Origin of the sequence: Variovorax sp. PvP013, from assembly GCF_050435945.1 — a bacterium.
Lineage (GTDB): Bacteria > Pseudomonadota > Gammaproteobacteria > Burkholderiales > Burkholderiaceae_C > Variovorax.
Genome location: NZ_JBNDLF010000003.1, coordinates 393,657 through 420,045 on the forward strand (window position 1 = coordinate 393,657; position 26,389 = coordinate 420,045).

Annotated in this window: 30 protein-coding genes; 10 read left to right on the forward strand and 20 right to left on the reverse strand. The window is 67.6% G+C overall.

From position 1 onward, the window contains the following. Nucleotides 1-7: 7 nt before the first annotated feature. Nucleotides 8-370 carry a 5-carboxymethyl-2-hydroxymuconate Delta-isomerase gene (locus tag ABID77_RS12190; RefSeq protein WP_429595773.1) on the forward strand — a complete coding sequence of 121 codons (363 nt, stop codon included), beginning with the start codon at nt 8-10 and terminating at the stop codon, nt 368-370. A gap of 39 nt (nt 371-409) precedes the next feature. Here ABID77_RS12190 and nadA read toward each other — a convergent pair whose 3' ends face one another. The 6 genes from nadA to ABID77_RS12220 form a co-directional block, all read right to left on the reverse strand. Continuing rightward, nucleotides 410-1,525 (reverse strand): quinolinate synthase NadA, encoded by a 1,116-nt coding sequence (gene nadA, locus ABID77_RS12195; RefSeq protein WP_429595776.1) that lies wholly within the window; start codon nt 1,523-1,525, stop codon nt 410-412. Nucleotides 1,526-1,528: 3 nt separating this feature from the next. After that, a complete protein-coding gene (gene nadC / locus ABID77_RS12200; RefSeq protein WP_429595778.1) occupies nt 1,529-2,410 on the reverse strand; it encodes a carboxylating nicotinate-nucleotide diphosphorylase in 882 nt (293 codons plus the stop codon). Nucleotides 2,411-2,517: 107 nt separating this feature from the next. Further along, nucleotides 2,518-3,537 (reverse strand): NAD(P)H-dependent glycerol-3-phosphate dehydrogenase, encoded by a 1,020-nt coding sequence (locus ABID77_RS12205; protein ID WP_429595781.1) that lies wholly within the window; start codon nt 3,535-3,537, stop codon nt 2,518-2,520. 67 nt (nt 3,538-3,604) lie between these two features. Further along, nucleotides 3,605-4,063, reverse strand: coding sequence for a protein-export chaperone SecB (gene secB, locus ABID77_RS12210; RefSeq protein WP_429595784.1), 459 nt, complete (start codon nt 4,061-4,063; stop codon nt 3,605-3,607). 142 nt (nt 4,064-4,205) lie between these two features. Then, the gene (grxC, locus tag ABID77_RS12215) at nt 4,206-4,466 is read right to left on the reverse strand and encodes a glutaredoxin 3 (protein WP_429595787.1); all 261 of its coding nucleotides are present in this window, start codon (nt 4,464-4,466) and stop codon (nt 4,206-4,208) included. Between the two features lie 84 nt (nt 4,467-4,550). After that, nucleotides 4,551-4,958: a rhodanese-like domain-containing protein gene (locus ABID77_RS12220; RefSeq protein WP_429595789.1), complete on the reverse strand. Its 408-nt coding sequence runs from the start codon at nt 4,956-4,958 to the stop codon at nt 4,551-4,553. 81 nt (nt 4,959-5,039) lie between these two features. On the opposite strand from ABID77_RS12220, the gene gpmA reads away from it, so the two are divergent. The 3 genes from gpmA to ABID77_RS12235 all read left to right on the forward strand — a co-directional run bounded on the left by gpmA (nt 5,040) and on the right by ABID77_RS12235 (nt 8,164). After that, nucleotides 5,040-5,783 (forward strand): 2,3-diphosphoglycerate-dependent phosphoglycerate mutase, encoded by a 744-nt coding sequence (gene gpmA, locus ABID77_RS12225; RefSeq protein ID WP_429595791.1) that lies wholly within the window; start codon nt 5,040-5,042, stop codon nt 5,781-5,783. A 100-nt stretch (nt 5,784-5,883) separates the two neighbouring features. Further along, nucleotides 5,884-7,329, forward strand: a complete 1,446-nt coding sequence (locus tag ABID77_RS12230; protein ID WP_429595794.1) for a S41 family peptidase — start codon at nt 5,884-5,886, stop codon at nt 7,327-7,329. Between the two features lie 67 nt (nt 7,330-7,396). After that, nucleotides 7,397-8,164 carry a HesA/MoeB/ThiF family protein gene (locus ABID77_RS12235; protein ID WP_429595797.1) on the forward strand — a complete coding sequence of 256 codons (768 nt, stop codon included), beginning with the start codon at nt 7,397-7,399 and terminating at the stop codon, nt 8,162-8,164. Nucleotides 8,165-8,177: 13 nt separating this feature from the next. Here ABID77_RS12235 and ABID77_RS12240 read toward each other — a convergent pair whose 3' ends face one another. Then, nucleotides 8,178-10,187, reverse strand: coding sequence for an AsmA family protein (locus tag ABID77_RS12240; RefSeq protein WP_429596153.1), 2,010 nt, complete (start codon nt 10,185-10,187; stop codon nt 8,178-8,180). A 288-nt stretch (nt 10,188-10,475) separates the two neighbouring features. On the opposite strand from ABID77_RS12240, the gene ABID77_RS12245 reads away from it, so the two are divergent. Next, nucleotides 10,476-10,874, forward strand: coding sequence for a response regulator (locus ABID77_RS12245; protein WP_429596155.1), 399 nt, complete (start codon nt 10,476-10,478; stop codon nt 10,872-10,874). Between the two features lie 115 nt (nt 10,875-10,989). Here the strand turns inward: ABID77_RS12245 and ABID77_RS12250 are convergent, their stop codons facing one another. Further along, a complete protein-coding gene (locus tag ABID77_RS12250) occupies nt 10,990-11,622 on the reverse strand; it encodes a response regulator (RefSeq protein WP_296308520.1) in 633 nt (210 codons plus the stop codon). Between the two features lie 131 nt (nt 11,623-11,753). On the opposite strand from ABID77_RS12250, the gene ABID77_RS12255 reads away from it, so the two are divergent. The 4 genes from ABID77_RS12255 (at nt 11,754) to ABID77_RS12270 (ending at nt 14,618) form a co-directional block, all read left to right on the forward strand. Next, nucleotides 11,754-13,067 (forward strand): CHASE3 domain-containing protein, encoded by a 1,314-nt coding sequence (locus ABID77_RS12255; protein ID WP_429595800.1) that lies wholly within the window; start codon nt 11,754-11,756, stop codon nt 13,065-13,067. A gap of 202 nt (nt 13,068-13,269) precedes the next feature. Beyond that, entirely contained in the window at nt 13,270-13,641 is a 372-nt protein-coding gene (locus tag ABID77_RS12260) for a hypothetical protein (protein ID WP_429595803.1), read from the forward strand. Between the two features lie 103 nt (nt 13,642-13,744). After that, nucleotides 13,745-14,125, forward strand: a complete 381-nt coding sequence (locus tag ABID77_RS12265; protein ID WP_429595806.1) for a phage holin family protein — start codon at nt 13,745-13,747, stop codon at nt 14,123-14,125. Beyond that, a complete protein-coding gene (locus tag ABID77_RS12270) occupies nt 14,115-14,618 on the forward strand; it encodes a hypothetical protein (protein WP_429595809.1) in 504 nt (167 codons plus the stop codon). Before ABID77_RS12265 ends, ABID77_RS12270 begins: the two co-directional genes overlap by 11 nt. 34 nt (nt 14,619-14,652) lie before the next feature. Here ABID77_RS12270 and ABID77_RS12275 read toward each other — a convergent pair whose 3' ends face one another. The 6 genes from ABID77_RS12275 to nudB all read right to left on the reverse strand — a co-directional run bounded on the left by ABID77_RS12275 (nt 14,653) and on the right by nudB (nt 17,611). After that, the gene (locus ABID77_RS12275) at nt 14,653-14,790 is read right to left on the reverse strand and encodes a hypothetical protein (RefSeq protein WP_429595812.1); all 138 of its coding nucleotides are present in this window, start codon (nt 14,788-14,790) and stop codon (nt 14,653-14,655) included. Nucleotides 14,791-14,803: 13 nt separating this feature from the next. Next, the gene (locus ABID77_RS12280) at nt 14,804-15,001 is read right to left on the reverse strand and encodes a CsbD family protein (RefSeq protein WP_429595815.1); all 198 of its coding nucleotides are present in this window, start codon (nt 14,999-15,001) and stop codon (nt 14,804-14,806) included. A gap of 155 nt (nt 15,002-15,156) precedes the next feature. Beyond that, nucleotides 15,157-15,579 (reverse strand): BLUF domain-containing protein, encoded by a 423-nt coding sequence (locus ABID77_RS12285; RefSeq protein ID WP_429595818.1) that lies wholly within the window; start codon nt 15,577-15,579, stop codon nt 15,157-15,159. Nucleotides 15,580-15,588: 9 nt separating this feature from the next. Then, nucleotides 15,589-16,320: a GTP cyclohydrolase I gene (gene folE, locus ABID77_RS12290; RefSeq protein ID WP_429595821.1), complete on the reverse strand. Its 732-nt coding sequence runs from the start codon at nt 16,318-16,320 to the stop codon at nt 15,589-15,591. A 71-nt stretch (nt 16,321-16,391) separates the two neighbouring features. Beyond that, nucleotides 16,392-17,153 (reverse strand): endonuclease/exonuclease/phosphatase family protein, encoded by a 762-nt coding sequence (locus ABID77_RS12295; RefSeq protein ID WP_429595824.1) that lies wholly within the window; start codon nt 17,151-17,153, stop codon nt 16,392-16,394. After that, nucleotides 17,150-17,611, reverse strand: a complete 462-nt coding sequence (gene nudB, locus ABID77_RS12300) for a dihydroneopterin triphosphate diphosphatase (protein ID WP_429595827.1) — start codon at nt 17,609-17,611, stop codon at nt 17,150-17,152. Before nudB ends, ABID77_RS12295 begins: the two co-directional genes overlap by 4 nt. Nucleotides 17,612-17,922: 311 nt before the next feature. Here nudB and mqo point away from each other — a divergent pair, with 311 nt between their 5' ends. Next, nucleotides 17,923-19,596: a malate dehydrogenase (quinone) gene (gene mqo, locus ABID77_RS12305; RefSeq protein ID WP_429596158.1), complete on the forward strand. Its 1,674-nt coding sequence runs from the start codon at nt 17,923-17,925 to the stop codon at nt 19,594-19,596. Nucleotides 19,597-19,708: 112 nt separating this feature from the next. On the opposite strand, the gene aspS is transcribed toward mqo, so the two are convergent. The 6 genes from aspS to ABID77_RS12335 all read right to left on the reverse strand — a co-directional run bounded on the left by aspS (nt 19,709) and on the right by ABID77_RS12335 (nt 26,333). Further along, a complete protein-coding gene (gene aspS, locus ABID77_RS12310; protein ID WP_429595829.1) occupies nt 19,709-21,514 on the reverse strand; it encodes an aspartate--tRNA ligase in 1,806 nt (601 codons plus the stop codon). Nucleotides 21,515-21,557: 43 nt separating this feature from the next. Further along, on the reverse strand, nt 21,558-22,181 hold the full coding sequence (locus ABID77_RS12315) for a DUF502 domain-containing protein (RefSeq protein WP_429596161.1): 624 nt from the start codon (nt 22,179-22,181) through the stop codon (nt 21,558-21,560). An 11-nt stretch (nt 22,182-22,192) separates the two neighbouring features. Then, nucleotides 22,193-22,567, reverse strand: coding sequence for an FmdB family zinc ribbon protein (locus ABID77_RS12320; protein ID WP_429595832.1), 375 nt, complete (start codon nt 22,565-22,567; stop codon nt 22,193-22,195). Between the two features lie 130 nt (nt 22,568-22,697). After that, nucleotides 22,698-24,146, reverse strand: coding sequence for a sodium:solute symporter family protein (locus tag ABID77_RS12325; RefSeq protein ID WP_429595834.1), 1,449 nt, complete (start codon nt 24,144-24,146; stop codon nt 22,698-22,700). A gap of 49 nt (nt 24,147-24,195) precedes the next feature. Next, nucleotides 24,196-25,761, reverse strand: coding sequence for a ubiquinone biosynthesis regulatory protein kinase UbiB (ubiB, locus tag ABID77_RS12330; RefSeq protein ID WP_429595837.1), 1,566 nt, complete (start codon nt 25,759-25,761; stop codon nt 24,196-24,198). Then, entirely contained in the window at nt 25,758-26,333 is a 576-nt protein-coding gene (locus ABID77_RS12335) for a ubiquinone biosynthesis accessory factor UbiJ (protein ID WP_429595840.1), read from the reverse strand. Before ABID77_RS12335 ends, ubiB begins: the two co-directional genes overlap by 4 nt. Nucleotides 26,334-26,389: the final 56 nt, after the last annotated feature.

The following is a 26,389-nucleotide window of genomic DNA, read 5'->3' on the forward strand; positions in this document are numbered from 1 at the left end:
ATCCAACATGCCGCACCTGGTCATCGAATACACCAGCAACCTGAGCGACTTCCCGGAAGCCCGGGTCCTCGCCGAGCTCAACGCCGCCGTCACGGCCAGCCCGGAGATCCAGAACGAAGCCGACCTGAAGACGCGCTTCGTCCCGGTCTCGCGCTTCGCCATCGGCACCGCCCCCGAGGACCGCGCCTTCGTCCACGCCCAGCTGCGCCTGCTGTCGGGTCGCGACGCCGATACCAAGCGGGACCTGACCGGCCGCATCGCCGACGTCCTGCGCCGCCACGCGCCCCGCCCCGCGGGCGTACTGGTGCAGCTGAGCGTGGAGATCGTGGACATGGACCGGCCGTCGTACGTGAAGGAACGGCTGGCGTAGCACGCACGCGCGGGACGCGCGCCCCGGCGACGCCCCGGATCAGGCCGCGCCGAGGTGCGGCACCAGCGCGCCGGGCGGCAGGCCGTTCTTCAATCCGGCGGTGAAGGCCAGCATGCGGTCGATCGGCACGCGGGCGCGCAGGCCGAGCGCGGGGTCGACGTGGATCTCGCCGACGCCCGTCTCCAGGGCGCGGGCCAGGTCGGCCAGGCCGTTCATGGCCATCCACGGACAGTGCGCGCAGCTCTTGCAGCTCGCGCCGCTGCCGGCCGTGGGCGCCTCGATGAAGGTCTTGCCCGGGTTGAGCGTGCGCAGCTTGTGCAGCATGCCGCTGTCGGTGGCGACGATGAAGGTGGCGGCGTCCATCTGCCGCGCGGCGTCGAGGATGGCCGAGGTCGAGCCCACGGCATCGGCCAGCGCGACCACTTCGGCGGGCGACTCCGGATGCACCAGCACGCGGGCCTCGGGATGCGCCTGCTTGAGCAGCTCGAGCTCGAGCGCCTTGAACTCGTCGTGCACGATGCACGCGCCCTCCCAGCTCACCATGTCGGCGCCGGTCTCGCGCCGGATGTAGTCGCCCAGGTGCCGGTCGGGCGCCCAGAGGATCTTGCGGCCCTGCGCCGACAGGGCGCGCACCACGTCGAGCGCGCAGCTCGAGGTCACCAGCCAGTCGGCGCGCGCCTTCACGGCCGCGCTGGTGTTGGCGTAGACGACGACCGTGCGGTCGGGATGGCGGTCGCAGAAGGCGCCGAACTCGTCGGCCGGGCAACCCAGGTCGAGCGAGCAGGTGGCGTCGAGGTCGGGCATGAGCACCCGCTTCTCCGGCGACAGGATCTTCGCCGTCTCGCCCATGAAGCGCACGCCCGAGACCACCAGCGTGCGCGCCGGATGGTCGCGGCCGAAGCGCGCCATCTCCAGCGAGTCGCTCACCAGCCCGCCGGTCTCCTCGGCCAGGTCCTGAAGGTCGGGATGCACGTAGTAGTGCGACACCATCACGGCGTCGCGCTCGCGCAGCAGATGGCGGATGCGCTGCTGGAGCGCCTCGCGCTCGGCCGGAGCCGGCTCGGGCGGCACGCGGGCCCAGGCGTGGCGCGTGTCGCACGCGGTGCCGGCGGCCAGCGGCTGTTCGTAGTCGACGCTGATGACGGGAGACGCCATGGTTCAGTCCTGTTCCTGGAAGCGCATCGAGAGGTCGATGGCCTTCACGTCCTTGGTCAGCGCACCGACCGAGATGCGGTCCACGCCGGTCTCGGCCAGGGCGCGCAGGCCCTCGAGCGTGACGCCGCCGGAGATCTCCAGCACCGCCCGCCGGCCGGCGTCCGCGCCGTTGCGGCGCACGGCCTCGTGCAGCGTCGGCAGGTCCATGTTGTCCAGCAGGATCATGCGCGCGCCGCAGGCCAGCGCCTCGTCGAGCTGGTCCAGGGTCTCGACCTCGACCTGGACGAACTTCGCCCGCCCCGCCAGCGGTTCGGCGGCCCGCAGCGCCGCGGCGATGCCGCCGGCCGCGGCGATGTGGTTCTCCTTGATGAGGATGGCGTCGTAGAGGCCGATGCGGTGGTTGGTGCCGCCGCCGATTCCCACCGCGTACTTCTGCGCCAGGCGCAGGCCGGGCAGGGTCTTGCGGGTGTCGACGACGACGGCGCGGGTGCCGCGGAGCACCTCGGCGTGGCGGGCCGTGCAGGTCGCGACGGCGCTGAGCAGCTGCAGGAAATTCAGCGCGGTGCGTTCGGCGGTCAGCAGGGCGCGCGCGTCGCCCTCGATCTCCAGCACGGTCCGCCCGGCCTCGCAATGCGCGCCCTCGGCGCCGTGCCAGACGATGCGCGCCCCGGGATCGAGCCGGCGCACGACCGCCTCGGCCCAGGGCGCGCCGCACAGCACCGCCGGCTCGCGCAGCAGCACGCGCGCCGTCGCCCGGCGATCGGCGGGGATCAGGCCGGCCGTGAGGTCGCCGTCGCCCACGTCCTCGGCGAGCGCCCGGGCGGCGTCGGCGGCGGCGAGCGCGGCCACGCCGGCCGTCGAGAAATCGAAGAAGCGGTCGTTCATGGGGTGTTCCGGGAGCAATGGATTCGGGCTCGGCGCGCCGGTGACTGTCGCGATCCGATCGATGGCTGCGCGTCCGCGCGGTCGTCGCACGACATGGTCGGCCGCCTTCAGGGCTCGACGCCCGGCCCGCGGCCCATCAGTTCGACCACCGCCTCGTCCGGCCGCATGCGGCCGTCGAGCAGCGCGACCACGCCGCAGGCGATCGGCATGTCGATGCCCAGGTGCTGCGCGCGCTGGACCACGGTGCGCGCGCAGTAGACGCCTTCGGCCACGTGGCCGAGCGACTCCACCGCCTGCGCCAACGTGCGGCCCTGCGCCAGCAGCAGGCCGACCTTGCGGTTGCGCGACAGGTCGCCGGTCGACGTCAGCACCAGATCGCCCAGGCCGGACAGGCCCATGAAGGTCTCGGCCCGCGCGCCCAATGCCAGGCCGAAGCGCGTCATCTCGGCCAGCCCGCGCGTGACGAGCGCCGCGCGCGCGTTGAGTCCGAGCGACAGGCCGTCGCACAGCCCGGTGGCGATGGCCAGCACGTTCTTCAAGGCGCCGCCGACCTCGACGCCGACGATGTCGTCGTTGGCGTAGACGCGCAGCCGGGGACCGTGGAAGGCATCGACCAGCGCCTGGCGCACGTCCGCGTGCACGCTGGCGGCGACCAATGCCGTGGGCTGGCCGCGCGCCACCTCCTGCGCGAAGCTCGGTCCGCTCAGGGCCCCGGCACGCAGGCGCGGCGCGACCTGCGCCTGGACCTCGTGCGGCAGCAGGCCGTGGCGGGTTCGCGTGCCATCGCCCGCATCGCTCGACGAGGGGATCGGTTCGATGCCCTTGCTCAGCCAGGCGAGCGGCACGTCGAGGTCGCGCAGGGCCGTCAGTTGCTCGCGCAGGGCGGCCATCGGCGTGGCGACGACGACGAGGTCGGCCTCGCGGGCCAGCGCCGCAGCGTCGCCGCCGGCGATGCGCAGCGAGGCCGGCAAGGCGATGCCGGGCAGGTAGCGGATGTTCTCGCGCGCGGCCGACATGGCCGCGACCTGGGCCGCGTCGCGTGCCCAGAGCGTCACGTCGTGGCGCTCGGCGGCACCGACGGCCAACGCCGTGCCCCAGGCACCGGCACCGAGGACGCAGATCTTCATGGGCAGCGGCCGATCCGGCGTTCGCCTCGACGTCCGACGGCGAGCCGCGGCGCCGGGACGGGCCGGATCACTGGGTGAGGATGGAGGACGGTTGGCCGGCGGCCTGCGCCTGCTGCTGCTCGAACATGGCCTGGAAGTTGATCTCGGCCAGATGCACCGGAGGGAAGCCGCCGCGCTGGATCACGTCGGCGACGTTGCCGCGCAGGTACGGATAGACGATCTGCGGGCAGGCGATGCCCAGGATCGGGCTCATCTGGTCTTCGGGCAGGTTGCGGATCTCGAAGATGCCGGCCTGCTTGGCCTCGACCAGGAACACGGTCTTGTCGCCGATCTTGGTCTGCACGGTGGCCGACACGGTGACCTCGAAGACGCCTTCGGCGACCGGCTGGGCGTCGACGCCGAGCTGGATGTCGACGGTCGGCTGTTCCTGCTCCAGCAGGATGCCGGGCGAGTTGGGCTGTTCCAGCGACAGGTCCTTCAGGTAGACGCGCTGAATCTGGAACACGGGATCGGAGGTGTCGGCCATGGCTGAGCTTTCGAAGTCGAATGGAGAGCCTGCGGCGGGTACGGGGACGCCGGAATCGCAGGCCGGATGGGAACGAGCCGGCGATTATGGCCTGTGGCGACGCCGGTCCCGGGACGACCGGAAGCAGGCCGTCGCGCGCGGTTCAGGCGCCTTGCAGAAGGGGCACGAGACCGCCGCGGCCATCGAGCGCGATCAGGTCGTCGCAGCCGCCGACGTGGGTGTCGCCGATGAAGATCTGCGGCACCGTGCGACGCTTCGTCGACGCCATCATGGCGACGCGCGCCTGCGGGTCGCTGTCGATGCGGATCTCCTCGATCTGCTCGACGCCCTTGGACTTGAGGATCTGCTTGGCGCGAATGCAGTAGGGGCAGACGGCCGTCGTGTACATCTTGACGGTTTGCATGGGAAAGGGGTCGTGGGGTTGAGGATGCCGTCCGCGTCCCGATGGACGCCGGGGACGGCGCGGAGAGCGGGCGAGCCGTCCGGCTCAGGCCTTCTCGATGGGCAGGTTAGCCTCTTTCCACGCCTTGAGTCCGCCCGCCACGACTTGGGCCTGCTCGTAGCCGAGCTTCTTGGCCGTGGCCAGCGCGCGCTGGGCGCGCGTGCCGCTGGCGCACATCAGCAGCAGCGGCACGGACTTGTTCTTGACGGCACCGACGAGCTTCTGTTCGAGCTGGCCGAAAGGCACGTTGCGCGCGCCGGTGGCATGGCCGGCGGCGAATTCGTCGGGTTCGCGCACGTCGACCATGACCGCGCGCTCGCGGTTGATGAGCTGCACCGCGCCCTGGGCCGTGAGCGATCCGCCGCGCGCGCCGCTGATCAGCGGCCAGGCCAGCATGCCGCCCGAGCTCAGCGCGATCAGGATCAGCATCCAGTTGTCGACGATGAATTTCACGATGTTCCTTGAATGGCAAACCGCGGATTTTAGAATGCTGCCTTTCGCAGTCCGCTGCCTCCGCACTCAAAGGCCTCCCTCATGCACAAGCTGGTACTGATCCGCCACGGCGAATCGACCTGGAATCTCGAGAACCGCTTCACCGGCTGGACCGACGTCGACCTGACGCCCACCGGCGTCGAGCAGGCCAAGCAGGCCGGCCGGCTGCTCAAGGCCGAAGGCTACGATTTCGACGTCGCCTACACCAGCGTGCTCAAGCGCGCCACCCGCACGCTGTGGCACACGCTCGACGAACTCGACCGCACCTGGCTGCCGGTGGTGCATTCCTGGCGCCTCAACGAGCGCCACTACGGCGGGCTGCAGGGCCTCAACAAGGGCGAGACGGCCAAGAAGTACGGCGACGAGCAGGTGCTGGTGTGGCGCCGCAGCTACGACACGCCGCCGCCGCCGCTCGACGCCGCCGACCCGCGCAGCGAGCGCGGCGACATCCGCTACGCCAAGCTGGCCCAGGAGCAGATCCCTCTGACCGAGTGCCTGAAAGACACCGTCGCGCGCGTGCTGCCCTTCTGGAACGAATCGATGGCGCCGGCCATCCGCAGCGGACGCCGCCTGGTGGTGGCGGCGCACGGCAACTCGATCCGCGCCCTGGTCAAGTACCTCGACGGCATCTCCGACGACGACATCGTCGGCCTGAACATCCCCAACGGCATCCCGCTGGTCTACGAACTCGACGACCAGCTCAAGCCGCTGCGTCACTACTACCTGGGCGATGCCGAGGCCGTGGCGAAGGCCGCCGCGGCCGTCGCGTCGCAGGGCAAGGCCTGACGCGCGCGTAACCGGACGATGCGTCAGGGGAACCGCGCCACGCCGATCGCTTCCAAGCAGCGGGCTGTATATTGATCCGACAGCCGACAAGGAATCACACATGGGCCAGAAACTGAAAATCACCGGCTGGGTCGCCGCCGGCGCCGTCGCCGGTGTGCTGACCACCGTCTCGCTGCAGACCGTCGCGCGCGGCTCGCTCGCGCCGCTGCCGCTGGAGGAACTGCAGCAGCTCGCCGCCGTCTTCGGCATGGTCAAGAGCGACTACGTCGAGACCGTCGACGAGAAGAAGCTCATTTCCGACGCCATCTCCGGCATGGTCGCCGGGCTCGATCCCCATTCGCAGTATTTCGACAAGAAGTCCTTCAAGGAATTCCGAGAAGGCACCTCCGGGCGCTTCGTCGGCGTGGGCATCGAGATCGCCCAGGAAGACGGACTGATCAAGGTCGTCTCCCCCATCGAAGGCTCGCCCGCGTTCCGCGCCGGCATCAAGCCCAACGACATGATCACCCGCATCGACGACACCGCCGTGCGCGGCCTGTCGCTCAACGACGCCGTCAAGAAGATGCGCGGCGAAGCCAACACCAAGGTGCTGCTGACGATCTTCCGCAAGGACGAGAACCGCAGCTTCCCCGTCACCATCACGCGCGAGGAGATCCGCACGCAGTCGGTGCGCGGCAAGATCGTGGAGCCGGGCTATGCCTGGATCCGCCTGTCGCAGTTCCAGGAGCGCACGGTCGACGACTTCGTCAAGAAGGTCGACGAGATCTACAAGCAGGACCCCAACCTCAAGGGCCTGGTGCTCGACCTGCGCAACGATCCGGGCGGCCTGCTCGACGCGGCGGTCGCGATCTCCACGGCTTTCCTGCCGGCCAACGTCACCGTGGTCTCCACCGACGGCCAGCTCGCCGAGAGCAAGGCGGTCTACAAGGCGGCGCCCGAGTTCTACCAACGCCGCCCGAGCGACAGCGACGCGCTGCGCAGCCTGCCCGCCGCGCTCAAGACGGTGCCGCTGGTGGTGCTGGTCAACGAAGGTTCGGCCTCGGCCAGCGAGATCGTCGCCGGCGCGCTGCAGGACCACAAGCGCGCCACCGTCATCGGCAGCCAGACCTTCGGCAAGGGCTCGGTGCAGACCGTGCGCCCGCTCGGCCCGGACACGGGCCTGAAGATCACCACGGCCCGCTACTACACGCCCAGCGGCACGTCGATCCAGGCCAAGGGCATCGTGCCCAACGTGCTGGTCGACGAGACCGCCGAGGGCAGTCCCTACGCCGCCTTGCGCATGCGCGAGGCCGACCTGGAGAAGCATCTGGCCAGCGGCCAGGGTCCGGAGCAGAAGGACCCCGAGCGCGAGAAGGCCCGCGACGAGGCCCGCAAGCGGCTCGAGGAAGAAGCCAAGAAGCCGCCGCAGGATCGCAAGACGCCCGAGTTCGGCAGCGCCGAGGACTTCCCGCTGCGCCAGGCGCTCAACAACCTCAAGGGCGTGCCGGTGGTCGCCAGCAAGACCCAGGTCGTGGTGGAGAACAAGGAAGAGAAGAAGGAGAACTAGGAGGCCCGAGCCGGGCGGGCCGTCGACGGCCCGCATCGCGCTGCCTTCCGGTGTTTCCGGGTCTCGCATGGACGACGACGCGCTGCTGCGCTATTCGCGGCACATCCTGCTGGAGGAATTCGGCATCGATGGCCAGTCGCGCGTCGGTGCGGCCCACGCGCTGGTGATCGGCGCGGGTGGCCTGGGCTCGCCGGTGTGCCTGTACCTCGCGGCGGCCGGCGTGGGGCGCATCACGCTGATCGACGACGACCTCGTCGACCTCACCAACCTGCAGCGCCAGATCGCCCATTCGACGGCGCGCGTAGGTCAATCCAAGGTGACGTCGGCTGCGGCCGCCATGCAGGAGATCAATCCCGACATCGCCGTCACGGCGCTCGAACGGCGCGCCGACCCGGCTTGGCTGGCCGAGGCGATGGTCGACATCGACGTGGTGGTGGATTGCAGCGACAACTTCGCGACCCGGCACGACGTCAACCGCGCCTGCATGCGCGCCGGCGTGCCGCTGGTGTCGGGCGCGGCCATCCGCTTCGACGGCCAGCTGAGCGTCTACGACCCCCGGGATCCGGCATCGCCTTGCTACGCCTGCGTCTTTCCGCCCGATGCGGTCTTCGAAGAGACCCGCTGCGCCGTGCTGGGGGCCTTCTCGACCGTCGTCGGCACGATCGGCACCCTGCAGGCCAACGAGACGCTCAAGCTGCTGGCGGGCATCGGTCCTTCGCTGGCGGGGCGTCTGCTCGTCTTCGACGGGCGAAGCGTCGCGTTCGACAGCTTCGGCCTCGCACGCGATCCGCAATGTCCGGTCTGCAGCGACCGTGCTCGGTTTCCGGCCGACTGAGGCGCCCCGCTTCCTACTGCTTGGCAGCCTTGCCCTTGATCGCGCCTTCCTTGGCGGCCGCCGATTGCGGCGTGCGCGCTTCGCTGAGCACCTCCTGGCAGTCGGCGTTCTGGCCCGGTCCGGTTTCCACCGTCGCGGCCAAGGCGAGCAGCGGATTGATCGCGCCCAGCGCCAAGGCCGCCAGACCACGCGCGACCAGGGGTGCCGCTTCGACGCCCGCCGAAGGCGATCCGAGCGTGCCGCCGATGACCAGGGGCGTGCGCAGCGACAGGATGCTCATGTCCTTGGGCTGCGGCTTGATGACGAAATCGAGCGTTTCCTTGGCCAGGTTCACGTTGCCTTCGGCATGGAACACGGTGTCGGTCGTGTCGAAGACCAGGCTGCGCCCGGACATCACGCCCTTGTCGACGTCGAACGCCACGGCCGCGCAACGCAGCACGACGTTGCGGTCGCCCTTGATGAAGAACTTGACGATCTCGGCACCGTCGAGGCCCATGAATTCGAGCAACAGGTTGCTGAACTCGCCCCGTCCCGTCATGGCGGCGACGTCGCCCGACGCGCCACCCAGCCAGGAAGCCACCGAGGTGCCGCGACCCGACAGGTTGATGCGACCGTCGAGGCGGCCCAGGCTGGTGCGCATCGTCTCGACCTTGGGAATCAGACGGTTGATCTGCACCGCGCTCACCTGGAGCGACGCCCGGATGTCGGCCGGGTTCTGCGCGGCGTCGATGCGGATCGCTCCCGCCACCTTGCCGCCGGCGACGCCGAGGTCGAGCGGGTCCAGCGTCAGCAGGCCATCCTTGAGCAGCACATGCACGCTGCCACGATCGAGCGGCACGTCGCGGACGTTGCGGATGCGGTCGGCGGTGTACTTCACGTCGGCATTGACGCCACGCAGCCGGGTGAAATCCAGCGTGGCTGTCGGGAACACCTTGTCCCGGCTGCCGCTTCCCGTGCGCTTGGGTGCCTCGACGCCCTCGATCGCCTTGGCGGAGCGCTCCGTGGGCGGCAGGCCGATCAAGGGGCCCAGATCATCCATGTCGAGGATCTTGGAGCGCAATGCGCCGTTCAACTGGGGTACCTTCTGCGCCTGGTCGAACCGCATCGCACCTTCGATGTCGGAGAGTCCCAGCTTGCCCTGAAGGCCCTCCACCTTCCACAACGCGGCCTCCTTGGTGACCCGGCCGCTCAACGCATAGGGCGACGTGTCGGGCAGCGCGACGCCGAGCAGCGAGAACAGTTCGCCCAGACTCCGACCTCTCAGTGCGAAGTCGGCCTGGATGCCGTCGAAACCCTCCAGGGCCGCGACGGTGCCCTTCGCCTTCAAACGGGTCTGGCCGGCGGCGGCATCGATCTCCAACGGAAACGGCGGCGACGACCCGGCCACCTTGGTCAACTGCATCACGTTGCCGGTGCGCCCCTGCGCCGTCAAGGGCTGGTTCTTGTAGGTGCCCTTGATGCGGTAGTCGAGCGGCATCTCGTCCCGGCCGTTGTCGAAATCGACATCGGCGTGCATGTCGACACCCAGGTGCTTGGCCAGGAAGTCGATCGATCCCTTGTCGATCTGGACCAGGCCGATCTCCGGCGTCGTCTTCGGGTCCGAGGTGTCAGTGCCGAGCGCCCACGTCCGCCGCCCGTCCTCCTCCATCTGAAGGCCTACCGAAGGCGACGACAGCACGAGGCGGGGCAAGACGACACGGCCGACCAGCAACGGCCAGATGCGGACGTCGATTTCGGCGCGCTCGGCCCGCACCAGGTAGGGGTCGCGCGCCCAGGCCGGATTGGCGAATTCGATGCCGTCGAGCTTCACGGTGGCCGTGCGAAGGCCCAACCCGACATCCAGATGGCGCGTGATCTCGAACTTGCGTCCGGTCTTCTCGCTGACATAGCGATTGATCGGCCCGCGCAGCATGTCCCATGGGAAGAATGCCAGGACGAGGATCATCGCCAGCAGCAGCATGCCCGCGGCGATGCCGATGCGCCTGAGGAGATGTCGCCGCGATGTGTTCGTTGTTGTGTGCATGGGCGGTAGGCCTCCCGAATCGGAAAGAGACGACTGGACGCCGGACCCCTTCGTCCGATCATCCGTCACCTCTCGCAACTTAAAGGGTTTTGGGCCCGAATACCGGTCATCTGGGGACCGCACGACCTGTGGGGGATGGCCTACGGCGATCCGGCCTTTCCCGGTAAGAGGGCTCCTACGGTCGCAGACTTCGAAGCCTTGCAAGACTCCGGCGGGCGATCTCCAACAATCAACATGATCCCGGTTGGCATGCCAAGGTCGGCGTGCATGACACGATATGGCTTCGGCATGGACTCCAGATTGAAAACCTTCATCGTCGAAGACAACTCCACGATCCGCGAAAACCTCGTCGACGCGTTGGAAGAACTGACGTGCATCGTGGCGGTCGGCCACGCCGAGGCGGAAGACGAAGCCCGGAACTGGTTCGATCGCAACACCGACAGCTGGGAATTGGCCATCGTCGACCTGTTCCTCAAGCAAGGCAGCGGGCTGGGGGTGCTGCAGGGCTGCGTCGAGCGCAGGCCTCACCAGAAGGTGATCGTCCTGAGCAACTACGCGACGACCGACATCCGTCGACGGTGCCTGCAACTCGGTGCCGATGCGGTGTTCGACAAGTCCAACGAGATCGATGCCCTGATCGATTTTTGTGTCGCGCAGGCCTCGGCCCGGCCCGCGCGCATGGCCTGAGAAAGGAAGCCACGCGCGCCTCCGACAGGAGGTCCGGACGACCCAAAAAGGAGACGCGCCCCGAAGGCGCGTCCTGTGGCGTCATGGAAGACCGCGCGGCGCGGCCGCGCGCTGATCAGTCGATCAGCTTGTTCTTCAGCGCGTAGTAAGTCAGGTCGCTGTTGGACGACAGATTCATCTTCTCCATCAGCCGGGTGCGGTAGGTGCTGACCGTCTTGACCGACAGCGACAGCGTCTTGGCGATGTCGCCCGCCGTCTCGCCCTTGGCCAGCTTCAGGAACACCTGGAACTCGCGTTCCGACAGCTGTTCGTGGGGGGCCGCGTCGTCCTTGCGATCGAGCTGGCGAGCCAGCAGTTCGGCCACGGCGGGAGTGATGTAGCGGCGGCCCAGCGAGATCGTGCGGATCGCGTTGACGATCTCGATCGGGTCGCATTCCTTGTTCAGGTAGCCGCTGGCGCCCTGCCGGATGAGGTTCATCGCGTAGTGCTCCTCCGGATAGCCGCTCAGGATCAGGATGCCCACGTCCGGCGCCTTGGCGCGGATCATGGCCAGGGCGTCGATCCCGCTTTGGCCGGGCATCGACAAATCCATGACGAGCACGTCGAGCTCGGTGGTGCGCACCAGCTCGATGGCTTCGCGTCCCGTGCCTGCTTCACCGACCACTCTGAGGTCGACATGCTCCGAGAAAAACTGGCGCAAACCGGAGCGCACGATGGCGTGGTCGTCCACAATTCCGATCTTGATCATCATTTACCTTGTTCGTTGTCCTGCGCGGTTGAGCGTCGCAATATGCTGATTATTGGTCGGCTTCGATTATTCCCGAATTTGGATCGCTGGCATCTCGCGGAGACCTCATGCGTTGGATAGCTTTTTCGAAGATGGCCCTGGGCCTCACGCTGGCCACATTGGCCGCGGTGGCGGTGGTGGGCATCAACGAAGCGGGCTACCTGCGGTCCAGCGACGCGCTCGAGGCCGTGCGCAATGCGCAGAAGGTGCGCACGACGCTGCTGCGGCTCATGCAGAACATCCTCGATGCAGAAACGGGCCAGCGAGGCTATCTGTTGACCGGCGAACCGAGTTATCGCGAGCCTTACGACAACGCCGTCGCGCAGGTGGACGGCAGGATGGCCGAACTGCGGCGTCTCTATGTCGACCGCCAGGAAGACCTGAAGCGCCTCGATGACCTGCAACGGCATGTCGCGCGCAAGCTGGCCGAGATGGACACCAGCGTCCGGCTGCGCCGCAGCGGCGACGAACAGGCCTGGAAGTTCGTCATGACCACCGATGTCGGCCGCGAGGAGATGGTCGCCATCCGCACCCAGACCGAAGCGCTCATCGGCGGCAGCGACGTGGCCATGCGGGAGGGCCAGAAGCAGATCGAGCATGCGCTGCGCTTCGGACGCCTGGGCATCGTGGCCATCGTCCTCACCGCCTGGGTCGCCTTCTGGCTCTACCTGCGCCAGACGCACGCCTTGCGGTCCATCGGCGAACGTCAGCAGGACACCCTCCAGCGCGAACGCAACGCGCTCGAAGTGCAGGTCCAGGAACGCACGGCGAACCTGAAGGAACTGGCGACTCACCTCCAGGAAGTGCGGGAAACCGAGCGCGGCTATCTGGCGCGCGAGCTGCACGACGAACTCGGCTCGCTCCTGACCGCCGCCAAGCTCGATGTCGCCCGGCTGAAATCGCGGCTCGCCGAGGCGCCCGATGCGATGCAGCGCCTGCAGCACCTGACGGAACTGCTCAACAGCGGCATCGCATTGAAGCGGCGCATCATCGAGGACCTGCGTCCCTCGTCGTTGTCGAACCTGGGGCTCGTGGCATCGCTGGAAATCCTCGGCCGCGAGTTCGCGGACCAGTCCGGTCTGCAGGTCGAGATGGTGCTGGAGCCCATCGAGACCGACGAATCCCGCCAACTCACGATCTACCGCATGGTGCAGGAGAGCCTGACGAACATCGGCAAATATGCTCAGGCGACCGAGGTGATCGTCGCGATGAGGAATCACCAGGACCACGCGACGGTCGAGGTGACCGACAACGGTGGCGGTTTCGATACCCTCCACATCCGCGCCTCGACCCATGGACTGGCGGGAATGCGGCACCGTGTCGAGGCGGCGGGCGGCACGCTGACGGTGGCGTCGACCCCGGGAAACGGTGCCCGGCTGGTCGCGATGCTGCCGTTGAAGAACTGAGACGAATTATTCCTTGCGCGACCTCATTCCTCTCATACGTCGCTCTCCTACGACCCTAATCCCATGCTGCTGACAGGAGATTTCCCGTCCCGGGGTAGATTTCATTTCGCGTCTTTATTTCGTGGATTTTGAAGTTCTTGAAATGCTTCACTGACAGAAATTTGGCCGGTATATTCAATGGAACCAAGGAAAGGATTTCTTCATGAACACCAAGTCAGCCTCGCAACTCGCCGATGATGCCGGCAAGACCGCCAACGACGCCATCGAGACCACGCGCAACTACGCACAGAACGCCGTGAACGCGGCAGGCGAGAAGGTCCGCGACCTGCGCCGCGAAGCGGAGCCCGCCGTCGAACAGATCGCCGCGCGTGTCCAGCAGGCCGTGCAGCGTGGCCTCGAAGCAGCCTCGACCACGAGCGCACGCGCCCAACGTCGTCTGGAGCAGGCGGCGGACGTCACCGGCAAGTACATTTCCGATCAACCCGTCCGCTCGGTGCTGATCGCTGCTGCAGCGGGTGCGGCCATCACCGCGCTCATCGTCCTGGCCAGCCGCAGCGGCCGCGACGAATACTGAACTGATCGTTCGATCTGAAGAAGCCTCGATTCAGACACGCCGGGCGTGTCGACGAGGCTTCAATTGATTTTCTTTCGACTTTCGTCTGCGGGCAGTTGATTCCATGTTCCATCCTATTTATTCCACACTGCTCGGTCATCCCGAACTCGTTGCGGATCACTTGGCCAATTACGGCGCGCTGATCAAGGCAGAGGCATTGGAGGCCAAGCGCAGTGTCGTGAAAAGGGCCATCGCCGGCGCCATCGCCGTGGTGGCGGGATTGCTGGGACTGGTCTTCGCAGGCGTCGCCATCATGCTCGGAGGGGTGAACGGCTCTTTCCATTGGGTGCTGGTGCTGGTGCCCGGCTTGACCTTGCTGGTCGCCGCCGTGGCGGCTTCCATCGCCGCCCGCCCTTCCACTTTCCATGGTTTCCAGGATTTGCAAGCCCAATTGAGTGCCGACATGCACGCCATGCACGTTGCCGGAGCACGCAATGGCCATTGATCGATCGAGCTTGACACCCCAGCAGCGTTTGGCCATTTCGCGCCGTGCGCTTTTCAACCAGATCGACTCGGCATCGGAACACGACGCCGCGCCGGCCGGAAATTCGCGCTCAGCGGCGACGACATCGGCATACGCGGAGGCTTCTGGAGGATCGCCATCCCATGTCCCGCGAAAGAAAAAACGCGGCCTTCTCGATGGCCTACCCTGGCTTTCGGTGGCGCAGAGCTTCGGTGCCCGCTGGTGGCGCCGGCACCCGGCCAATGCCGTGGTACAGCTGGCACAACCGCTGCTCCAGCGCTATGCCAGAAAACAGCCGGGCAAGTTGATCGCGATCGCGGCAGGCACGGGAGCGGTCATCATGCTGGTCAAGCCGTGGCGCCTGCTGTCGGTGACGGCCTTGGTCGCGGCGGTCCTCAAGACCTCGGACGTGGCCGACATGGTGACGACACTGATGCACGGGCAGCTGGCCGAGCGGGACGACGACAGACCTTGATTTGCCTTGGATCGGGTCCTGTCGAGTCGAGGCATCACCGGACGCCGAAGTCCCTGCCGAAGGGGCTTCGGCGTTTTTCCTTGGCCACTTCGGACTCCCAGGTTCGCTCCAAGAATGAAAAGCCGAAAGCGCCATGAAAGAAGGCCTGATACAAGATCAGGCCTTCTTTCATGGCGCTTTGGATGTCAGAGCTTGTCGGCTCCGGACTTGACGGCATCCTTGGCCTTTTCCTTGGTGTCGCCATAGGTGCTCTGGACCTTGCCCGAGGCTTGGTCCACATTGCCCTTGGCTTCGAGTTCCTCGTTGCCGGTCACGCGGCCCGCGACTTCCTTGATCTTGCCCTTGACTTGGTCAACACGGCCTTCGACTTGGTCTTTGTTCATGGCTGTTCCTTGGTTGCGGTGGATGGAATGCATGGCGTTTCGGCCATGGAGTGAATCTAGGCACCTCGTCGTCCGACGCACGTTGGCTGTTGTCCCAAGCGACTGTAGGACTCCAACAAGTCATCTCGCCCTGTCGGATGCCGCGACCGGAACCCTCAGTTACGCACGCCCACCGCGGCGGTCGCCATCAGCTCTTCCAGCAGGGCCAGTGAGACCTTGCCCGACACCGCGTAAGGATCGAGTTCGGCCCGCTCGGAAAAACGCATCAGCGTCGACGCGTGGACGCGGGTCAGATGCACCTGGCCCATGGTCCACCCACCGAAGCGGCGTTCGGCGATCTCCTCGAAGTACAACAGGGCCACGTCCTTGTGCCGCGGGTCCTTCTGGATGTGGCCATAGAGGTCGTTGACGGCATTGCGGCTGCCCTCGATGGCCTGCAGGAACACCCCGTTGCCGTAGCACAGGATGCCCGTGAGACCGCAGGCCGTGTTGTGGATGCGGGCCTGGGCGAGGATGGCGTCGATGGAACGGGGACTGTCGTCGACGGCGCGACTGGCGTACAGGAGACGGACGAGCATGGGTTTCCTTCAGCGTTGACGAGGCAGCAGCGACAGGAATTCGCGGCGCAGGTTGGGATCCTTGAGGAACACGCCGCGCATGACGGAGTTGATCATCTTGCTGTCCATTTCCTTCACGCCGCGCCATGCCATGCAGAAATGCTCGGCCTCCATGACGAGCGCCAGGCCGTCGGGCTGGGTCTTCTGCTGGATCAGGTCGGCGAGTTGCACCACCGCCTCCTCCTGGATTTGCGGCCGTCCCATGATCCATTCGGCCAGGCGAGCGTATTTCGACAGGCCGATCACGTTGGTGTGCTCGTTGGGCATCACGCCGATCCACAGCTTGCCGATGATCGGGCAGAAATGGTGCGAGCAGGCGCTGCGGACCGTGATGGGGCCGACGATCATCAGTTCGTTGAGGTGCTCGGCGTTGGGAAACTCGGTGAGCTTGGGCGGCGGCACGTAGCGGCCCTGGAACACCTCGTTGAGATACATCTTGGCCACCCGGCGCGCCGTGTTGTCGGTGTTGTGGTCGTGGTCGATGTCGATCACCAGGCTCTCGAGCACGCCCCTCATCTTGACCTCGACCTCGTCGAGCAACGCGGCCAGATCGCCGGGTTCGAGGAATTCCGCGATGTTGTCGTTGGCGTTGAAGCGGCGCTGGGCCGCCTTCAGGCGCTCGCGAATCCTGACCGAAACCGGCGTGCCCTCCTCCTCTGCACCGGCGCTGGGGCTCGGGAGGGCATCGATCTTCCTTGACATGTACAAATCCTATCAGCGGGACAAGCGTCTTCCGAAGACCGCCGGAAAGCTCGTCCGGCGGCCTGGAAGGCTCAGGGGGCGGGGAGCGAGAACTCGGTGAGCAGCGGCAGGTGATCCGACATGCGGGCCCAGACCGGACCGCGCGGGACGCTGCAGGACACCGGCACCACCTGGCGGGCGTAGATGAAGTCGAGCTGCGTCACCGGCAGGCGCGAGGGGTAGGTCAACGTCGGCGGGCCGCGCAGGTCGCTGGAATCGCGCATGCCCATGGCGTTCATCGCCAGGCGCATGCGCGCGCCCCAGTCGTTGAAGTCGCCGGCCACGATGACCGCTTCGTTAGCGGGGATCTCGCGCTCGATGAACTCGCGCAGCCGGCTCACCTGCCGCACGCGACTGCCCTTGATGAGGCCCAGATGGACCACGATGGCATGCACCGGCACACCGTCGACGTCGATCAGCACGTGCAGCAGACCACGCTGTTCGAAGCGGTGGTCGGAGATGTCCTGGTGCCCGGTCCGGATCACGGGCCAGCGCGTGAGCAATGCGTTGCCGTGCTCGCCGTGGCGCGTGACCGCGTTGGTTTCGTAGACGGCCGTGTAGCCCTCGGGCGCCAGGAAGTCGGCCTGCGGCTGATCGGGCCAGCGGGCGAAGCGCTGCGCGCCCATCCGGTTCATCTTGCGCACTTCCTGCAGGCACACGATGTCGGCGTCGAGCTGTTCGATGGCGTGACCGAGGTTGTGGATCTCCAGCCGGCGCGCAGGGCCGATGCCCTGGACGCCCTTGTGGATGTTGTAGGTCGCCACCCGTAGAAGGGGGGCCGTCGTCGCGTTCATGGCGCGAATTGTGGCAGCAGCAGGATGGCTTCGGCGTTCGAAGGCGAAAAGCAGCGGTCGGCGGCCTCGCGGTGGGGCAACCACTGCCACGCCGTGTGCTCGCGCGGCGCCAGCACGGGTTCGATGCGATGCGGCAGGCACAGCCCGAACAGGTGCTCGGTGTTGCGCGTCACGCCCGGGGCGTAGCGGTGACGCCACCGCGGATAGATGTCGTAGACGTTCTGGAGATGCCAGTCGGTCAGGCGCGTCCCGAACGGGCTGTCGGGACCGCAGTCGATCCCGGTCTCCTCCATCACCTCGCGCGCGGCGGTGAGCGCGAGCGGCTCGTCCTCGGCGTCCTTGCTGCCGGTGACGGATTGCCAGAAGTCGGGCGCGTCGGCGCGGCGGATGAGCAGCACGTCGAGGGCCGGCGTGTACATCACGACCAGCACGGATTCGGGGATCTTGAAGGGACGCATCGTCTGCAGGTGATCGGGAAACCCGGGAGCCACACGGTAGCGCATCGGGTTCGGTTTCCCGGGTACACGCATGGCCCCTGTAAAATCCGCCTCCTGCGCATCGATCGCGTGGCCGGGTCCGACCCGGCGCATCGCGAATCCCAAGGAGCCCCCCGGACGTTCACCGTCCGCCGCGCGAGCTTCCAGCGTCCCGCCACCCTCCGACGTGTCCGGGCCGCCGATGCGGGAGACATGAGCCTTTTCCCCCGTCCGAGGCCCGAGCCATCGGGCCTGCCTTGCCGTTTCCGTATCCCGAAGAGATGAATCAGATGATGTTGAAGAAAACCTACCCGGCCCTGGTGGGCGTGACCCTGTCGATGGCGCTCGCCGGCGCGCATGCGGCCGAACCCCGGAAGGTCGATGTGCTGCTGATCGGCGGCGGCATCATGAGCGCGACCTTGGGCGTCATGCTCGGCGAGCTCGAACCCGGCTGGTCAATGGAGATGGTCGAGCGCCTCGACGGCGTGGCCAAGGAGAGCTCGAACGGCTGGAACAACGCCGGCACCGGGCATTCGGCCCTGGCCGAACTCAACTACACGCCGGAGAAGGACGGCAAGGTCGAGATCGTCAAGGCCATCGAGATCAACGAGGCGTTCCAGATCTCGCGCCAGTTCTGGGCCTCGCAGGTCAAGGGCAACGTGCTGAAGAACCCGCGCTCGTTCATCAACTCGACGCCGCACATGAGCTTCGTCTGGGGCGACGAGAACATCGCCTTCCTGAAGAAGCGCCATGCGGCGCTGCAGGCCAGCCCGCTGTTCCGCGGCATGCAGTATTCGGAGGATCCGGCGCAGATCGGCAAGTGGGTGCCTCTCATGATGGAGGGCCGCGACGCCACGCAGAAGATCGCCGCGACCTGGACGCCGGTCGGCACGGACGTGAACTTCGGCGAGATCACGCGCCAGTTCGTCGGCCATCTGCAGACGCGGCCGAACTTCTCGCTCAAGCTCTCCAGCGAGGTGCAGGACATCACGCGCAATGCCGACGGCACTTGGCGCATCGGCTACAAGAACCTGAAGGACGGCAGCACCTCGCAGACCGATGCGAAGTTCGTCTTCGTCGGTGCGGGCGGCGGCGCTCTGCACCTGCTGCAGAAGTCCGGCATCCCCGAGGCCAAGGACTACGCGGGCTTTCCGGTGGGCGGCTCCTTCCTGGTGACCGAGAACCCGGCGATCACCGAACGTCACCTGGCCAAGGCCTACGGCAAGGCGTCGGTGGGATCGCCGCCGATGTCGGTGCCGCACCTGGACACGCGCATCCTCGACGGCAAGCGCGTCATCCTCTTCGGCCCCTTCGCCACCTTCTCGACCAAGTTCCTCAAGGAAGGCTCCTACCTCGACCTGCTCACCAGCACGACGCCGCACAACGTCTGGCCGATGGTGAAGGTCGGCACGGCGGAATACGCGCTCGTCGAGTACCTGGCCGGTCAGGTCATGCTGTCGGACGACGACCGGATGAAGGCACTGCGCGAGTACTTCCCGAACGCGAAGAAGGAGGACTGGCGCCTCTGGCAGGCGGGCCAGCGCGTGCAGATCATCAAGCGCGACAAGGCCAAGGGCGGCGTGCTGAAGCTCGGCACCGAGATCGTCAGCTCGCAGGACGGCAGCATGGCCGGCCTGCTGGGCGCCTCGCCCGGCGCCTCCACCGCGGCGCCGATCATGCTGGACCTGATGAAGCAGGTCTTCAAGGACAGGCTGGCCACGCCGGCCTGGCAGTCGCGCATCCGCGAGATGGTGCCCAGCTACGGCACGGCGCTCAACGCCAGCGCCGAGAAGGTCCAGCAGGAATGGACGGCGACCAGCCAGGTCCTGCAACTGACACCGCCCCCCGCGCCGGACGCCGCGACGGCATCGCCGGCACAGCCAACGGCACCGACGGCCCGCACCGCACCGAGCGGCCAGCCGGCCACGCGCCAGCCATCGAAGGCGGCGACCGACATGGCGCTCTGAGGCTCGATGCGTCGATCGCCGCGGGGCGACGACGACGAACGAAAAAAAAGGGGCACCCGTCGGTGCCCCTTTTTTCTTTCCGGCGCGCGACGTTCGCCGCGCGGCGTCTCGGTCAGGCCTTGGCCTCGACGTTGCGCAGGCGGATGTGCAGTTCGCGCAGCTGCTTCTCGTCGACCGGGCTGGGCGCCTGCGTCAGCAGGTCCTGCGCGCGCTGGGTCTTGGGGAAGGCGATGACGTCGCGGATCGAATCGGCGCCGGTCATGAGCATCACCAGGCGGTCCAGGCCGATGGCGATGCCGCCGTGCGGCGGCGCGCCGTACTGCAGCGCGTCGAGCAGGAAGCCGAACTTCAGCTGCGCGTCCTCGGCGCTGATCTTCAGCGCGCGGAAGACCTTGCTCTGCACTTCCTCGCGATGGATACGGACCGAGCCACCGCCCATCTCGATGCCGTTGAGCACCATGTCGTAGGCCTTGGCGATGCACTTCTCGGGCGCGGTGTCCATCAGGTTCTCGTGGCCGTCCTTCGGCGCGGTGAACGGGTGGTGCACGGCGGACCAGCGCTGGCCGTCCTCGTCGAACTCGAACATCGGGAAGTCGACCACCCACAGCGGTGCCCAGCGGTCGTCGAACAGGCCGCTCTTGCGGCCGAAGGCGCTGTGGCCGATCTTCACGCGCAGGGCGCCGATCGCGTCGTTGACGACCTTCTCCTTGTCGGCACCGAAGAACAGGATGTCGCCGTTGCGCGCGCCCGTGCGCGCGACGATCTCGGCCAGCGCAGCGTCGTCGAGGTTCTTGACGATCGGGCTCTGCAGGCCGTCGCGGCCGGCCGCCGCGTCGTTGACCTTGATGTAGGCCAGGCCCTTGGCGCCGTAGATCTTGACGAACTCCTGGTAGGCGTCGATCTCGCCGCGCGACAGGCCGCCCTCGCCACCACCGCCCGGCACGCGCAGGGCGACGACCCGGCCGCCCTTCATCGTCGCGGCGTTGGAGAAGACCTTGAACTCGACGCGCTTCATCAGCTCGGTGAGTTCGGTGAACTCGAGCTTGACGCGCAGGTCGGGCTTGTCCGAGCCGTACTTGAACATGGCGTCGCCGTACGTCATGGTCGGGAACACCGGCAGATCGATGTCCGCGGCGTTGCGGAAGACGTTGCGGATCATTCCCTCGAACATCTCGCGGATCTCCTCCTCCGCCATGAACGAGGTCTCGATGTCAATCTGCGTGAACTCGGGCTGGCGGTCGGCACGCAGGTCCTCGTCGCGGAAGCACTTGACGATCTGGTAGTAGCGGTCGTAGCCGGCCACCATCAACAGCTGCTTGAAGAGCTGCGGCGACTGCGGCAGCGCGAAGAAGCTGCCGTCGTGCACGCGACTGGGCACGAGGTAGTCGCGCGCGCCCTCGGGCGTGGACTTGCCCAGCATCGGCGTCTCGATGTCGATGAAGCCGTTGGCGTCGAGGAACTTGCGCGCCTCCATCGTGACCTTGTAGCGCAGCATCATGTTGCGCTGCATGGCCGGACGGCGCAGGTCGAGCACGCGGTGCGTGAGGCGCGTGGTCTCGCTCAAGTTGTCGTCGTCGAGCAGGAAGGGCGGCGTGACCGACGGATTGAGCACCGTCAGGTCGTGGCAGAGCACCTCGATCTTGCCGCTCTTGAGGTTGTCGTTGGTGGTGCCCTCGGGACGCGCGCGCACCAGGCCCGTGACCTGGACGCAGAACTCGTTGCGCAGGTCCTCGGCCACGCCGAAGGTGGCGGCACGGTCGGGGTCGCACACCACCTGCACGTAGCCTTCGCGGTCGCGCACGTCGATGAAGATGACGCCGCCATGGTCGCGGCGGCGGTTGACCCAGCCGCAGAGGGTCACGGTCTGGCCCATCAGGGCTTCGGTCACGAGACCGCAATAGTGGGAACGCATGGTCATGGGATCGATTCCGGCGCCGGGGGCGCGATGTGTCTGTCCGGGTCTAGGTGTGGGTCGCGAGGGTCGCGGGGCCGCCGGGGACCACCACGCCCATCGAGACGATGTACTTGAGCGCGTCGTCCACGCTCATCTTCAGTTCGATGCAGTCGCTGCGCTTGAGCATCACGAAGTAGCCGCCGGTCGGGTTGGGCGTGGTGGGCACGTAGACGCCCAGGTAGTCGCCGCCGCCGAGCTGCTCGCGCACCTCGTTGCCCGGCGTGCCGGTGACGAAGGCGATGGTCCACGATCCCTCGCGCGGCCACTGGATCAGCACCGCCGTGCGGAAGGCGTTGCCGTTCTCGGAGAACAGCGTGTCCGAGACCTGCTTGACGCTCGAGTAGATCGAGCGCACCACCGGGATGCGCCGCACCAGGGCGTCGCCCCAGCCCAGCAGGCGCTTGCCGACGAAGTTGCTGGCGACCGCGCCGACCAGCAGCAGGATGGCCAGCGTGAGCAGCACGCCCAGGCCGCGCACGCGATGGGCGTTGAGCCAGTCGGTCCACTCGGTGGGCAGCAGCCAGAGCGTCTGGTCGAGGGTGCCGATGATCCAGTTGAGCACGCCCAGCGTGATGACCAGCGGCACGATGACCAGCAGGCCCGAGAGCAGCCATTTGCGCAGCGCGTGCATGCCGACGGCCTTCAATCGCTCTTCTTAGCGGGCGCGGGCGCGGGCGCCGGCGCCGGCGCGGGACTGGCCGCGGGCGCCGGTGCGGCGACGGGCGCGCTGCCGCCCGAAGGCGCGGCGGCATCGGACGGCGTGGCAGCGGCCTTGCCGGCATCGCCCTCGCCGCTTTTCGCGGCGGTCGATTCGGCGGGCTTCTTGCCGCTGCCGCCTTCGCGGAAGTCGGTCACGTACCAGCCGGAGCCCTTGAGCTGGAAGCCGGCGGCGGTGACCTGTTTCTCGAATGCGCTCGCGCCGCACGCCGGACACACCGTCAGCGGGGCATCGGACATTTTCTGCAGGGCGTCCTTGGCGAAGCCGCAGGCGCTGCACTTGTAGGCGTAGATGGGCATGGGATGGGGGTGAGGAAACGCGGCGCGGCGGCCGCTCGCAAAGCCCGCGATTATAGGTCGGCGGGTACGGGACACGGCCCGCCGCGGGACGGTCCGGCAGGTGCCGCGCCGCCCCCATCCGCAGCGTTCGTCAGGCCGGGTCGGCCGCCAGCGGGCGGTGCGGCGTGCGCACGTTGGTCAGCCATTGCGGCGCCAGCGACCCGGCCGCCATGCCCGCGAACGCGGCCAGCACGCCGGCGAGCTGGGCCGGGAACGCCTCGCCCCAGGGCAGCGCCAGGAACGCCAGCCAGACACCGATGCCCAGCGCCACCGCCGCCACCGCGCCCTGGGTGGTGGCGCGCCGCCAGTAGAGCCCGCACACCAGCGGCACGAAGGCACCCACCAGCGGCACCTGATAGGCGCCCGAGACCAGCTCGTAGATCGGCGTGCCCTGCATGCGGATGGCGTAGGCCAGCACGGCGGCGCTGAACACCAGCACGGTGACGCGCATGGTGCGCAGGTTCTCGCGGTCGGTGCCGGCCGGGCGGAACTGGCGCCAGATGTTCTCGGTGAAGGTGACGCTCGGCGCCAGCAGGGTGGCCGAGGCGGTCGACTTGATCGCCGAGAGCAGCGCGCCGAAGAACAGCACCTGCATCGCGAACGGCATCTTCTCTAGCACCAGGGTGGGCAGCACCTTCTGCGGATCTTCTCTGAGCAGCGTCTGGGCCTGCTCCGGCATGATGAGCAGGGCGCTGGCCACCAGGAACATCGGCACGAAGGCGAACAGGATGTACGCCACCCCGCCGATGACCGGACCGCGCGTCGCCGAGCGCAGGTTGTTGGCGGACATCACGCGCTGGAACACGTCTTGCTGCGGGATCGAGCCCAGCATGATGGTGATGGCGGCGGCGAAGAAGAACACGATGTCGTGGAAGCTCGGCTCCGGCCAGAAGCGGAACAGGTCGCGGCTGATCGCGAACGCCACCACCTTGTCGGCGCCGCCGGCCATGTGTCCGGCGAACACCGCGATCACGCCCAGGCCGACCACCAGGATGATCATCTGGATGAAGTCGGTCACCGCCACCGACCACATGCCGCCGAACAGCGTGTAGGCCAGGATCGAGACGACGCCGATCACCATGCCCATCGGGATCGAGACGACGCCGGCCGACAGCACGTTGAACACCAGCCCGAGCGCCGTCACCTGCGCCGACACCCAGCCGAGGTAGCTCACCATGATGATGAGCGTGCAGGCCACCTCCACCGTGCGGCCGTAGCGCTCGCGGTAGTAGTCGCTGATGGTCAGCAATGTCATGCGGTAGAGCTTGCCGGCGAAGAACAGCCCGACCAGGATCAGGCAGGTGCCGGCGCCGAAGGGGTCCTCGACCACCCCGTGCAGGCCGCCGCCGATGAACTTGGCCGGGATGCCCAGCACGGTCTCGGAGCCGAACCACGTCGCGAAGGTGGTGGTCACGATCATGAACAGCGGCAGGTGCCGCCCGGCGATGGCGAAGTCGGCCGTGTTCTTGACCCGCCGGGCCGCCACCAGGCCGATGGCGATCGTGAACAGCAGGTAGACGGCGACCAGGGTCAGCAGCACGGGGACTTCTCCGGGAAAGCGGAACGGGCGGAACGGACGGACGGGAGGGCTACAGGAACTTCACGCGCAGCAGCAGCTGCATCGCGAGCAGCCCCAACGCAAAACCCACGCCACCGTAGATCATCCCCTGCAGCAGGCCGATGGTCTTCTTCTGCGCCTGCAGCAGCTCGAGCAGCTCGCGGCGGTGGTCGTCGGGGCGATGCTCCAGGTACTCGTGCAGCAGGCGCGGCAGCTGGGGCAGCAGCTTGGCGTAGCGCGGGGCCTCCTCGCGCAGCTGGGCGAAGAGCTTCTTCGGCCCGATCTGGTCGAGCATCCACTTCTCCAGGAACGGCTTGGCCGTCGCCCAGAGGTCGAGGTCGGGGTCGAGCTGGCGGCCCAGGCCCTCGATGTTGAGCAGCGTCTTCTGCAGCAGCACCAGCTGCGGCTGGATCTCGACGTGGAAGCGGCGCGAGGTCTGGAACAGGCGCATAAGCACCATGCCCAGCGAGATTTCCTTGAGCGGCCGGTCGAAGTAGGGCTCGCAGACGGTGCGGATGGCGGCCTCGAGCTCGTCGATGCGCGTGCCCTCCGGCACCCAGCCGCTCTCCAGGTGCAGTTCGGCGACGCGCTTGTAGTCGCGCCGGAAGAACGCGACGAAGTTCTGCGCCAGGTACTCCTTGTCCGACTCGGTCAGCGTGCCGACGATGCCGAAGTCCAGCGAGATGTAGCGTCCGAAGGTGGCCTCCTCCAGGCTGACCTGGATGTTGCCGGGATGCATGTCGGCATGGAAGAAGCCGTCGCGGAACACCTGGGTGAAGAAGATCGTGACGCCGTCGCGCGCCAGCTTCGGGATGTCGACGCCGGCCGCGCGCAGGCGGTCGAGCTGGGCGATGGGCACGCCGTTCATGCGCTCCATCACCATGACCTCCGGGTGGCAGAAGTCCCAGATCATCTCGGGGATCAGCACCAGGTCGAGTTCGGCCATGTTGCGCCGCAGCTGGGCGGCGTTGGCGGCCTCGCGCACCAGGTCGAGTTCGTCGTGCAGGTACTTGTTGAACTCCGCGACCACCTCGCGCGGCTTCAGGCGCTTGCCATCGGCCGACAGGCTCTCGACCCAGCCGGCCATCATGGCCATCAGCGCCAGGTCCTTCTCCATCACGCGGCGCATGCCCGGGCGCAGCACCTTCACGGCGACGTCGCGCACGCGGCCCTTGGCGTTGCGGATGGTCGCGAAGTGCACCTGCGCGATCGAGGCGCTGGCCACCGGGGTCTCGTCGAAGCGCTCGAAGACCTCGCCCACCGGGCGCTTGAAGGCACGCTCGATGGTGGCGATGGCGACCGACGAAGGGAACGGCGCGACCCGGTCCTGCAGCCAGGCCAATTCGTCGGCGATGTCCGGGGGCAGGAGGTCGCGCCGCGTCGAGAGCACCTGGCCGAACTTCACGAAGATGGGACCGAGCCGCTCCAGCGCCTCGCGCAGGCGCTGGCCGCGCGGCGCGTCCAGACGCCGTCCGACCGAGAGGACGCGCGCCACCACGCCGAGCCACGGCTTCTGGAAGCTCGTGAGCACCAGCTCGTCGAGCCCGTAGCGCAGCGCGATCCAGACGATGTACAGACCGCGGGAAAAACGATTCATTCGCGACCCGCGCCGCCGGACGCCGCCGCGCCCGGGCGACCCGGGCCGCCGGCCGCCTTGCCGACGAACTGGCGCAGGGCCGCCGCCACGCGGCGCGCGACGTTGCCGAGGGTGTGCGCGGGCACGTCGCCGATGACGCGCGCGAGGTCGTCCTCGACGTCCCAGCGCACGTGGTCGACCAGCCAGTTGACCTCGGCGGCGAGTTGCACGTCGCCGACGATGCGCACCGAGGGCTTGTCGCCGCGCAGGGTCGCGCCAGCCAGCTTCAGCGGCGAGGTCTCGGTGACGATCAGGGTGAGTTCGGGAACGGCGCCCTCGGGCGCCAGGTCGAGCAGGCCGGCGGGCGTCGCCACCAGCTGCAGGGTGACGAAGCGCCATTCGAAACGCACCACGCGGCCCTTCTGGCGCACCAGGCGCTGCTGGGCCTCGGGTTCCTGCTGCAGGACGTGGTTGAGGAACAGCACGGCGCGCTGCTGGATCTCGTGGACCGCCCAGGTCGGCGGCCGCAGGCGGCTGCCGATGCGATCGAACAGACCGTCGAGAAAAGAAAAAGGGGACGATGGTGTAGCCATGTCCCCATTATCCCGTCCGCCTGCGCACCGACCGTCGGCCGGTGCGCCGCGATGGC